This is a genomic window from Candidatus Pelagibacter sp. HIMB1715, from assembly GCF_052047595.1.
GTDB lineage: Bacteria > Pseudomonadota > Alphaproteobacteria > Pelagibacterales > Pelagibacteraceae > Pelagibacter.
Map to the genome: position 1 here is coordinate 20,197 of NZ_JBNAJY010000018.1, position 10,805 is coordinate 31,001.

The 10,805-nt window shown below is 29.9% G+C and carries 11 protein-coding genes; 8 read left to right on the top strand and 3 right to left on the bottom strand.

The annotated features are described in order from the left end of the window. The first annotated feature begins 18 nt into the window (after positions 1 to 18). Together ACTTAY_RS05430 and ACTTAY_RS05435 are read left to right on the top strand one after the other, a co-directional pair. A complete protein-coding gene (locus ACTTAY_RS05430; protein WP_440672649.1) occupies positions 19 to 612 on the top strand; it encodes a histidine phosphatase family protein in 594 nt (197 codons plus the stop codon). Positions 613 to 614: 2 nt separating this feature from the next. Then, entirely contained in the window at positions 615 to 1,430 is an 816-nt protein-coding gene (locus ACTTAY_RS05435; RefSeq protein ID WP_440672650.1) for a heparin lyase I family protein, read from the top strand. 9 nt (positions 1,431 to 1,439) lie between these two features. On the opposite strand, the gene ACTTAY_RS05440 is transcribed toward ACTTAY_RS05435, so the two are convergent. Together ACTTAY_RS05440 and ACTTAY_RS05445 are read right to left on the bottom strand one after the other, a co-directional pair. Continuing rightward, on the bottom strand, positions 1,440 to 2,717 hold the full coding sequence (locus tag ACTTAY_RS05440; RefSeq protein ID WP_440618756.1) for a Y-family DNA polymerase: 1,278 nt from the start codon (positions 2,715 to 2,717) through the stop codon (positions 1,440 to 1,442). Next, complete coding sequence (locus ACTTAY_RS05445) at positions 2,695 to 3,090, bottom strand: LexA family protein (RefSeq protein ID WP_075506508.1); 396 nt, start codon at positions 3,088 to 3,090, stop codon at positions 2,695 to 2,697. Before ACTTAY_RS05445 ends, ACTTAY_RS05440 begins: the two co-directional genes overlap by 23 nt. Positions 3,091 to 3,278: 188 nt before the next feature. Between ACTTAY_RS05445 and ACTTAY_RS05450 the strand changes: the two genes are divergently transcribed. From ACTTAY_RS05450 to alaS, 6 genes are all read left to right on the top strand, one after another. Further along, positions 3,279 to 3,662, top strand: coding sequence for a VOC family protein (locus ACTTAY_RS05450; RefSeq protein WP_440651068.1), 384 nt, complete (start codon positions 3,279 to 3,281; stop codon positions 3,660 to 3,662). A 13-nt stretch (positions 3,663 to 3,675) separates the two neighbouring features. Beyond that, on the top strand, positions 3,676 to 4,041 hold the full coding sequence (locus tag ACTTAY_RS05455) for a GFA family protein (protein WP_262589637.1): 366 nt from the start codon (positions 3,676 to 3,678) through the stop codon (positions 4,039 to 4,041). Then, a complete protein-coding gene (locus ACTTAY_RS05460; protein WP_440672651.1) occupies positions 4,007 to 4,975 on the top strand; it encodes a uridine kinase in 969 nt (322 codons plus the stop codon). The genes ACTTAY_RS05455 and ACTTAY_RS05460 overlap by 35 nt, the downstream gene beginning before the upstream one ends. Further along, positions 4,972 to 6,270, top strand: coding sequence for a TolC family protein (locus ACTTAY_RS05465; RefSeq protein WP_440672652.1), 1,299 nt, complete (start codon positions 4,972 to 4,974; stop codon positions 6,268 to 6,270). Before ACTTAY_RS05460 ends, ACTTAY_RS05465 begins: the two co-directional genes overlap by 4 nt. A gap of 107 nt (positions 6,271 to 6,377) precedes the next feature. Next, positions 6,378 to 7,532 carry a recombinase RecA gene (recA, locus tag ACTTAY_RS05470; RefSeq protein WP_440613910.1) on the top strand — a complete coding sequence of 385 codons (1,155 nt, stop codon included), beginning with the start codon at positions 6,378 to 6,380 and terminating at the stop codon, positions 7,530 to 7,532. Positions 7,533 to 7,626: 94 nt separating this feature from the next. After that, complete coding sequence (alaS, locus tag ACTTAY_RS05475) at positions 7,627 to 10,293, top strand: alanine--tRNA ligase (protein WP_440672653.1); 2,667 nt, start codon at positions 7,627 to 7,629, stop codon at positions 10,291 to 10,293. Here the strand turns inward: alaS and ACTTAY_RS05480 are convergent. Next, on the bottom strand, positions 10,290 to 10,805 hold a 516-nt coding region (locus tag ACTTAY_RS05480; RefSeq protein WP_440672654.1), incomplete at its 5' end, for a hypothetical protein. The two genes, alaS and ACTTAY_RS05480, sit on opposite strands and share 4 nt — an antisense overlap.

The following is a 10,805-nucleotide window of genomic DNA, read 5'->3' on the forward strand; positions in this document are numbered from 1 at the left end:
TAATATAAAATATTCAAAATGAAAAAAATAATTTTAATATTATTTGGATTAATACTTTGTAGTAATGCTTTAGCTTTAAAAGTTGGCAGTGAGGAAGAAGTAGTAACAACATTAAAAAAAGGTGGGAACATAGTTTTTATTAGACACGCTTATGCCCCAAGGGTAAATAATAAGTTCGAGCCTGATGATTTTTACAGTGGATCTTTAAAGAAAAAAGATTGTTCTGTTCAAAGAGATTTAGATGATAGAGGTTTAGCTCAAGCAAAAGTAATCGGAGCTATATTTAAAGATAATAATATAGAAATAGATAAAATATTAACCAGTATATATTGTAGATGTTTTAAGACTGCTAAAGAAATTTCAAATAATTATGAAATTTCAAAAATGATTATTTCAATAGGTAGAGGAAATGTCAGTAAAAAGAAAAAACAATTAAAAAAAATAAGAAAATATATTGAAAAGTGGGATAGTAATAAAAACCTAGTAATTGTTAGTCATTTTAATGTTATAAACCCCTTGTTTGAAAAAAGTTTACTATCTATTAGCTCAGGAGAAATAGTTGTTTCCGATAAAAATTTTAATATTTTAGCTAATTGGAAAGTTCCTTATTAAATATGAAAAGAATATTATTAATACTACCTTTATTGTTTTTATTAAGTTTTTCCAACAATGTAACTGGGAAAGAGATAACAAATATTCAATGGAATAAAAGTGTTGCAAAAGATAAAAAACTAAAAAAATTTAGAGAAACTGTAACTTCACCAGCTTTAGGAAAAAAAGCATGGAAGATTACTTTGTTACCTAGAGATTGTGGAAATGATGGAAGTAAATACTCAGACTGTCAAAATAATGGTAAAGATGCTGTTGTTGGTCATGGTGGAGGAGACAGAGCCAGAAGTGAATATTCATCAGATAAGAGATATACTGGAGAAAAATGGATTTCCGTCAGTATTTATTTGCCTAATGATTTTAAATCTGTTGAACCAGTTAGCACTTCACTTTTTCAAATTTATGAATGGGGAAAAAAAGATGAACAAAGACATCCAAGAATGATGTTAAGAGTAAAAAATGGAAATTTAGAACCAAGATTTTTTCCTGTAAATGGAATGGATTCTCCAGGTTGGGCAAAAAAAGATCTTAAGATTGATGATATGAGAGGAAAGTGGACTACATTAATTTTTCACACAAACATGTCCAAAGACCCTCTTAAAGGTTTTGTAAAAATGTATGTAAACGATGAATTATATAATGATTACGAAGGCAGAACTGGTTTTGGGGGTAAATTTTTTAACAAATTTGGAATTTATCATAGTTGGATTAGTAGATGGAACGATGAAGTACATGGGGAATATCCAACACAAGTTGTTTACTATGACAACTTATTCAGAACAAATAGCAAAAAAAAATTACTTAAACTAATTAAAAACTAATAAGAATAATTAAGCTCTAATCGTTGGTAAACAATAAAAATCAGCAGTATCTATTTTAGAAGAATACTGCCTTCGCATATTCCACTTTTTATGAACACCAGCACTTGCAACACTTAAAGTTGATCTTCCATACCGGTGATTAGTATTATCAATTGATCGCATTAAGCTATTAATTTTCTCATCTTTTTCAGATGTAAATAAATTTGTTTTGTCACTTGCATTAGATAACCCTGTAAGCATCACACCTGCTTTTTGATAACGGTAACCATTTTTAAATATGCTCTCAAGGATTGAAACTGCAGTTTTAACTGTTTCAATACTATTGTTTGTTGCAATAGGAAAATCAACTGTCTTTGCATTTGAATAATAACCAAAGTTTCTATGAAAAGGGCTTGTTCTTACAAATACAGTAATTGCTTTTGCAACTAGAGACTCTGATCTAATTTTTTCAGATGCATTTAAACAATAGTTTGCAACTGCTTCTTTTAATTCTTGAAAAGTTTCAATTCTTTTTCCAAATGATCTTGAAACAACACAACTCTTTCTTTTGGTAGTAGTTGTTTCTAAATCAATACAAGGAATTCCTCTAAGCTCCATTGCTGTTCTTGAGCTTAAGACATTGGAACTTTTCTTTATCCATGTGTTAGATTTATTTTTTAATTGTTTAGCATTATAAATTCCATGCTTTTGATAAAACTTAGTTAATTGTCTACCAACACCCCAGACATCATTAATTTCAACTTTTTCTAAAATGGGATCTAAATTATCTATTCCAATTAAACTCGTAACACCTGATTGTTTTTTCTTTGCAATATGATTTGCAACTTTACTTAATGTTTTTGTTTTTGCGATCCCAATACTGGTTGGAATACCAGTCCATTGCAAAACTGTTTCTCTAATTTCTTTTCCAACTTTTTCTACATCCTGATCTTTAAAGTTTGATAAATCTAAAAAGGCTTCATCAATTGAATAAACTTCTATTTCTGAATTAAATCTTTTAAGAGTTCGCATTACTCTTCTAGATAAATCTCCATATAAAGAATAGTTTGATGAAAAAACATTTACATTATTTTTAACAATAATATCTTTTGCTTTAAAATAAGGTTCACCCATTTTAATTCCTAAAGCTTTTGCTTCATTCGATCTTGAAATGATACAGCCGTCATTATTAGATAAAACGACAACAGGTTTTTTTCTTATTTTAGGATTGAATAATCTTTCACAAGAAACATAAAAAGAATTGCAATCAACGAGTGCTATTTTTTTAGTATACTGAGTGGATGACATAAGTAACTACTCCCCAAATAAAAACATCTTGTTCTTCATTAATTAAAATTCTGTCAGAAAACTCTTTAGAGCCAGAGGTTAAAAATTTTTTATCTCTTTCTTGAACTAAAGTTTTAACTACAAGTTCATCATGAACGTTTGCAATCACAGTTGAAAAATTTTTTGGTTTTAAACTTTTATCAACCACCAATAAATCTCCATCATTAATGCCAACATCGACCATTGATTTTCCTTGAACTCTGATGATGAAAGTTGCTGGAACATTTCTTATTAAATGCATGTTTAGATCGATATCTTCTTCGATATAATCTGTTGCAGGAGAAGGAAAACCAGCGCCTGCTTTATGTAGATAATAAGGGATTGTTAGTTTCATGTTCTTGTTTTGTTCTACTTTATAGACTATTTATGGAATACACTCAATAGGTTGTATTTTGAGTCTGTAACTGAATCAAAAGTGAATCAAAACGTGAACATCCAATCCACATATTGTGGACTTGTGGATAACTTCAACCATAGATAGTTTAAGTTGGTTATTTAAATATATAAATTCTGAGTTTGGTTATGAACATTTTAGATTTTGTAATGGTTGGTTCTAATGATCACCAAAAGTCAGGTGACTTTTATGATGCTGTTTTTGAACCTTTAAAATTAAAAAGAATTTTAAAAACAGAAAAGTATTTGGGTTACGCTCATTCAAGTGATCCAGATAAAGTTCAATTTTATGTAACGCATCCTGTAAATGGTGAACCTGCAACTTTTGGAAATGGTTCACAAACTACTTTATTAGCTGACACTAAAGAAGCAGTGGATAAATTTTATGAAGTTGCAATATCAAAAGGAGCAACAGATGAGGGTGGACCAGGTGTTAGAAAAGATGGAAATTATTATGCATACGTTCGTGATTTAGATGGAAATAAGATTGCAGCAAAAAGTATTTTAACTTAAATTAAGGAGATATATGAAATTAAGTTGTCATTGTGGATCTGTAGAAGCTGAAATTAATTCTACAGTTAATGAATTAGCAAAGATTGTCAGATGTAATTGTTCAATTTGCAAAAGAAAAAATGCAACAATGGGTATGGTTAAAAATGAAGATTTTAAACTTACAAAAGGTGAAGATAAAATAAAACTTTATCAATATCATACAAAAGTTGCTAAACATTATTTTTGCACTGAGTGTGGTATTTACACTCATCACAATCCAAGAAGTGCACCAGCTATGACTGGATTTAATTTAGGATGTGTTGATGAAGTTAAAGTTGAAGATATAAAAGAGATAGCTCAATTTGATGGTCTCAACCATCCAATGGACCAAGAAAAATAAAAATTCAATGCAATCTACTGCTGAGTGTTTTAAAAAAGTTAAAAGTGATTGTCTAAAATTTATTAAATCACAAGAAACCTCAAAAGAAAAATTTAGCAACAAAGATAAGATGCTTAAATCTTTTCTAATACCAGTGTGTTTTTGGATTGCAAAAAAAGCTAATAATAAAAAACCTTACTTTGTTGGTTTAGCAGGAGGACAGGGAACTGGTAAGACAACAATAAGTTCAATTATAAAAATAATATTAGAAAAATATTTCAAATTAAAAGTATTTAAAATTTCCATTGATGATTTTTATAAAACTAGAAAAGAAAGATCTGTTTTGTCTAATAAAGTTCATTCTATGTTGATGACAAGAGGAGTGCCAGGAACACATGATGTAAAAATTATGTTGGATTTCTTTAAAAGATCAAAAAGTAAAAACTTTAAAACAATTAAGTTACCAAGTTTTAACAAGGCAGTTGATGACCGATCTCCTCAAAAAAATTGGTATAATATTAAAGAGCAGCCAGATGTAATTATATTTGAGGGCTGGTGTGTTGGTGCAAGAGCAGAAGTTAACAAAACACTTAAAAAACCAATTAATTCTCTTGAAAGAATTAAAGACCAAAAACTTATTTGGAGAAAATATGTAAATGAGCAATTAAAGACAAAATATAAAAAACTATATTCTCAATTAAATTGTCTGATTTATTTAAAAGCTAAAAATTTTAGTTTGCTTCAGAAATGGAGACTAAAACAAGAGCATAAGTTGTGGTTAAATACTAAAAATAAATCTAGTCATAAAATAATGAGTAAGGGAGATGTTATTAATTTTATGCAAACTTACCAAAGAATTACACAGAACATGTTTAAATTTGCACCAAAATATTCTACAATTATCTTAAATTTAAATAGTAACCATCAAATTAAAACAATAAAATATAATAAATGAAAAAGTTTTTAATAATTATTTTTTGTACATTAGTTTTTCCATTAAGTGCATTTTCAGCAACTTTAAAGGAAGCGCTTAAACAAACATTTGATAATAATCTTGAACTTCAAGCAGAGAGAAAAAATTTAGAAATCCAGCAAGAAGTAATCAATATGTCTAGAAGTGATTTATTGCCTACTTTAACTCTTACAGGTAAAAAAAATTTTGAGGAAACAAATGAAATTACTACACAAGCTGGTGCAGATGCATCAGTTACAGATGTAAATACAGGATCAGCTTCAATTAAACTTGAACAAACATTACTTGATGGAAGTGGACGAAAGACAGAATATGAAAAAAGTAAGTTAGGGTTAAATTTAACAGAAGCAAAATTAATACAAAAAGAACAAGAAATATTCTTAAGAGCTATTGAAGCATACACAGGATTAATTTTAGCTTATGAAAAATTAAATATTAATGAAGAAAACGTAAACTTACTTCAAAGACAATTTGAATTAGATAATGCAAGATTAAGTAGGGGGCAAATTACAGCATCTGATTTAGCGCAATCACAATCCTCTCTCGCTGGAGCACAAGCAAGGTATATTGAAGCTCAAAATAATATAGTAACTAGTAAATTAAATTATGAAAATGTAATTGGTACTATTGCAGAAGAAGCAAAATTGAAAAAAATATACAATGCACAAGTAACAATCCCTAAAAATTTAAGTGAAGCTAAAAAAATATCTTTAGAGAAAAGTCCTGAATTAATTATTGCTGAAATAGAATATGGACAATCAGAACTAGATGTAAAAATTGCAAGATCTGATCTTTCGCCTACAGCAAAAATTTCATTAGAGAGAACTTACACTGATGATTTAAGTGCAACTTATGATGAAAGAGAAAAAGATGTCTTACAAGCAACTGTTTCATGGCCTTTTCAATTTGGTGGAAAAAATAAATCTAATGTAAGCAAAAATCTTCAAGCCAAAGGTATGAAGAGACTGTTATTAGAGAACGCTCAAAAAAATAATACACAGTCAGTGACATCTTCTTGGTCAACTTTACAGTCATCAAGAAGTTTTTTACAAGCTGTACAATCACAAGTTAAAGCTTCAGAAGTCGCAACTGAAGGAATTAGCTTTGAATATGAAAGTGGATCTGGAAGATCTACCTTTGATGTTCTTCAATCTAGATCAAATTTAATAAACGCAAAAATTAATCTTGCTGAAGCCGAAAGAAGTTACTTGTTAGCTCAATATAGAGTTTTAAAATCAGTAGGGCTTTTAAATAGCGACTATTTAAATCTTAAGTAATTCAGTCTTTTTTAATCATTAAAAACAAAGATCTTGCCAATGAGAACAAAATGTGTACATTTAAATCATGATTCGACTGTTAAAAAACGTAAAAAAAGAGGCAAAAAATGACGAAAAGTAACCTAAAAGTAGTTAAATCTACTAAAGATCAAGAAATGGATATTAAAGAAAAGAACAAAGCATTAGATGCTGCAATAGCTCAAATTACAGATAATTTTGGAAAAGGCTCTGTGATGAAGCTTGGCCAAAAGAGAGCTATGGATATTGAGTCTGTTTCAACAGGTTCTTTAAGTCTTGATTTAGCTTTAGGTATAGGCGGATTGCCAAAAGGAAGAATTATTGAAGTTTATGGACCAGAGTCATCTGGAAAAACTACATTGGCATTACAAGTTGTTGCCGAAGCTCAAAAAGCTGGTGGAATTTGTGCATTCGTTGATGCAGAGCATGCTCTAGATCCAGTTTATGCAAAAAAATTAGGTGTAAATACTGAAGAACTTTTGATCTCACAGCCAGATGCTGGTGAACAAGCATTAGAAATTGCTGATACGCTAGTAAAATCAGGCTCTATTTCAGTTATTGTAATCGACTCTGTTGCAGCTTTAACACCAAAAGCTGAGATCGAGGGAGAGATGGGAGATCATCATGTTGGTCTTCAATCAAGATTAATGAGTCAGGCTTTAAGAAAATTAACAAGCTCAATTTCAAATACAAACACAATGATGATTTTCATCAACCAAATCAGAATGAAAATTGGAGTTATGTTTGGAAGTCCAGAAACTACATCAGGTGGTAACGCACTTAAGTTTTATTCATCAGTTAGAATGGATATTAGAAGAATTGGTGCTATCAAAGATAAAGACGAAATTATTGGTAACTCTACAAGAGTGAAGGTAGTTAAAAATAAAGTAGCTCCACCATTTAAAGTAGTTGAATTTGATTTGATGTACGGAAGAGGAATTAGCAAGATGGGTGAATTGGTCGATCTTGGTTCCAAAGCAGATATTATTGAAAAATCAGGAGCTTGGTATGCTTATAAAGGAGAGAAGATTGGTCAAGGTAGAGAGAATGCTAAGACTTATCTAGCTCAAAATCCTAAAGTTGCTGCAGAAATAGAAATGGCAATTAGGGAAAAAGCTGGTGTTATTTCTAAAAAAATAGAAGGAAACCCAATAGATCCTGAAAAATTGGAAAAAGAAAAGAAAGTAGCTGAAAAAGAAGAAGAAGCAAAAGCTGAAGCTACTCCTCCATCTAAAAAGAATTAATAGGTCATCTTTATTAATAAAAGGCGCTTAATTTAAGCGCCTTTTTTCCCGTACTGCATCTAGACATAAAATAAAAAAGCTGTATTTTAAAAATATGGCAGACAAAACTCTCAATGAAATTAGAAATACCTTCCTAAAGTATTTTGAAAAGAACGATCACCAGATTGTGGAATCTAGTAATTTGGTTCCAAATAATGATCCAACATTGATGTTTGCTAACTCTGGAATGGTTCAGTTCAAGAACGTTTTCACAGGTTTAGAAAAAAGAGATTATGTTAGAGCAACTACTTCACAAAAATGTGTAAGAGCTGGTGGTAAACACAATGATTTAGAAAATGTAGGTTACACACCTCGACATCATACTTTCTTTGAGATGTTAGGAAACTTTTCATTTGGAGATTATTTTAAAGAACAAGCAATTGATTATGCTTGGAATTTAATTACTAAAGATTTTGGAATAGATAAAAATAGACTTTATGTAACTGTATTTCATGAAGATGATGAAGCCTTCAATTTTTGGAAGAAAATAGCAGGTTTTAGTGATGATAGAATTATTAGAATAGCAACTTCAGATAACTTTTGGTCAATGGGAGAAACAGGGCCATGTGGACCTTGTTCAGAAATCTTTTTTGATCATGGTGATCATTTACATGGTGGATTACCTGGTACAAAAGATGAAGATGGTGACAGGTTTATTGAAATTTGGAACTTGGTCTTTATGCAATTTGAACAAGTTACAAAAGATAAAAGAATAAATCTTCCAAAACCATCTGTTGATACAGGGATGGGTTTAGAGAGGATTGCTGCTTTGCTTCAAGGCACTCATGATAATTATGAAACAGATCACTTTAAAAAAATAATCAATTCTGCTTCAGATATAATTAAAATCAAATCTGATAAATCAAATCTATCAAGTTTTAGAGTTATTGCTGATCACTTAAGAGCAAGTTCATTTTTAATTGCTGAAGGAGTGTTACCATCTAACGAAGGAAGAGGGTATGTGCTTCGAAGAATTATGCGAAGAGGAATGAGGCACTCTCATTTGTTAGGAGCTAAGGATCCAGTTTTTTCTAAATTGTTTGATACATTGTTAAATGAAATGTCAGGAAATTATCCTGAACTAAAAAGAGCAGAGTCTTTGATTAAAGAAACTTTAAAGATGGAAGAAGAAAAATTTTTAGTTCTTTTAGATAGAGGAATTAAAATTTTAAATGATGAAATTTCTAAAATAGATAAAGTTTTACCAGGTGACATTGCCTTTAAACTTTATGAAACTTATGGTTTTCCGATTGATCTTACAGAAGATATTTTAAAATCAAAATCTTTAGAATTTGATAAAGAAAGATTTGGCGAGTTGATGAGAGAGAGTATTGAGCTCGCAAGAAAAAATTGGAAAGGATCTGGAGATAGTGCAGTTGAGCAAGTTTGGTATGGTGTAAAAGAAAAACATGGGGCTACAGAATTTTTAGGGTATGAAAATGATCAAGCACAAGGAGTGATAAAATCTCTTCTTAAAAACCATAAAGAGGTTGATACTTTAAATGCTGGAGATGAGGGTATCATTGTTGTTAATCAAACCCCATTTTATGCTGAATCTGGAGGTCAAGTTGGGGACACAGGAATGATTATTAAGGATGAATTTGAATTTGAAGTAACAGATGTTCAAAAGAAATTGGGAGATCTATTTGTTCATTACGGAAAAGTCAAAAAAGGTTCAATAAAATTAGAGCAAGATGTTGAAATGAAAATTAATATTGAGAAAAGAAATGATACAAGAGCATATCATTCAGCAACTCATTTATTACATGAGTCTTTAAGACGAGTTTTAGGTCCGCACGTTACTCAAAAGGGATCTCTTGTTGAGCCAGAAAGATTAAGATTTGATTTTAGTCATATGAAGCCAATTTCAGATGATGAGATGGTAAAAATAGAAAGTCATGTAAATGATATGATTTCTAAACAATCAGATGTAACTACAAGAATAATGACACCAAAAGAGGCAGTTGATAACGGAGCTTTAGCACTATTTGGTGAGAAATATGGAGATGAAGTAAGAGTGTTATCAATGGGGGATGAAGGAGAAAAATATTTTTCAACTGAATTATGCGGTGGAACCCATGTAAAAAACACTGGTGATATTGGTAAATTTAAGATTATTAGTCAATCCTCAATTGCTGCAGGGGTAAGAAGAGTGGAGGCTTTAAGAGATAAGCAACTAGAGGACTACCTAAAAAACAAAGAGAAAATGTTAAACTTATCATCTGAAAAAGACGATGAACAAATCAATGAATTGAGTAAGCAAATCTCAGATTTAGGTGGAAAGCCTAATTTAGATGAAAGTGATAAAAAAGTTTTAATCAAAAATTTAAATAAACAATTGGAAACTTTATCAGTCAATTCAATATTACAAGATCAATCCAAAAATAAAGTTAATGATCAAGATGTTAACGGGGTGAAAGTAAGGTTTCAAAATGTTGAAGATCTTCCACCTAAAGAATTAAGAAAACTTGTAGACAAAGGTAAAAAAGAATTAGGTGAAGGTATTGTAATAGTTTTTGCAAGCAAAGATGACAAAGTTGGTATTGCTGTAGGTGTCACAGAAAAACTAACTGAAAAATTTGATGCAGTACAATTTGTAAAAGTAGGTTCAGAAGTAATAGGAGGCAAAGGTGGAGGTGGAAGAAAAGACTTTGCTCAAGCAGGTGGTCAAGACTCATCCAAAATCAATGATGCCTACAAAAAAATTAAAAGTTTAATTTAGTTTTGATCAATAAACTCAATTATTTTATTTGCTTTTAAAAAATTAATTTTTGTTGAGTTTAATTTACAATCATAAATTACACTTAATTTAGATAAAGGTTTAAATTTTTCAGAGTTTTCATTATAGAAAATAAAATTTTTATTATTTGAAAAAGATAACATATGTGAAATCCCATTATCTATGGTGATATTAAATTCTGTTAATTCGCCAAGAGCTGTGACAATCATAGGATTTTTATATTTTTCATTTATAATTTCTTCTGGAAAGTAAATATTACTAATTTTTTTTTTGAGTATATTTTTTAAGTTATCGTATTTTTCCTCAATAAAAAATGTTGGAATAAATTTTTTTCCATAGTGATTTGCTACTTTAATAATTTCATCAATATTAAATTCTTTATTTCTTGAAGGATGACCTGCAGTAATAGAAAAGCCAACATATTTTTTATCTTTTATCATTAACTTTCGAGCTATATTCTTATAAATTTTTGGAATTTCAATTTGAAAGTCAGC

Excerpts from the sequence above, each read along its gene's own strand:
- ACTTAY_RS05430 (WP_440672649.1), top strand. The coding sequence starts at position 19 with ATGAAAAAAATAATTTTAATATTATTTGGATTAATACTTTGTAGTAAT.
- ACTTAY_RS05435 (WP_440672650.1), top strand. The coding sequence starts at position 615 with ATGAAAAGAATATTATTAATACTACCTTTATTGTTTTTATTAAGTTTT.
- ACTTAY_RS05440 (WP_440618756.1), bottom strand. The coding sequence starts at position 2,717 with ATGTCATCCACTCAGTATACTAAAAAAATAGCACTCGTTGATTGCAAT.
- ACTTAY_RS05445 (WP_075506508.1), bottom strand. The coding sequence starts at position 3,090 with ATGAAACTAACAATCCCTTATTATCTACATAAAGCAGGCGCTGGTTTT.
- ACTTAY_RS05450 (WP_440651068.1), top strand. The coding sequence starts at position 3,279 with ATGAACATTTTAGATTTTGTAATGGTTGGTTCTAATGATCACCAAAAG.
- ACTTAY_RS05455 (WP_262589637.1), top strand. The coding sequence starts at position 3,676 with ATGAAATTAAGTTGTCATTGTGGATCTGTAGAAGCTGAAATTAATTCT.
- ACTTAY_RS05460 (WP_440672651.1), top strand. The coding sequence starts at position 4,007 with ATGGTCTCAACCATCCAATGGACCAAGAAAAATAAAAATTCAATGCAA.
- ACTTAY_RS05465 (WP_440672652.1), top strand. The coding sequence starts at position 4,972 with ATGAAAAAGTTTTTAATAATTATTTTTTGTACATTAGTTTTTCCATTA.
- recA (WP_440613910.1), top strand. The coding sequence starts at position 6,378 with ATGACGAAAAGTAACCTAAAAGTAGTTAAATCTACTAAAGATCAAGAA.
- alaS (WP_440672653.1), top strand. The coding sequence starts at position 7,627 with ATGGCAGACAAAACTCTCAATGAAATTAGAAATACCTTCCTAAAGTAT.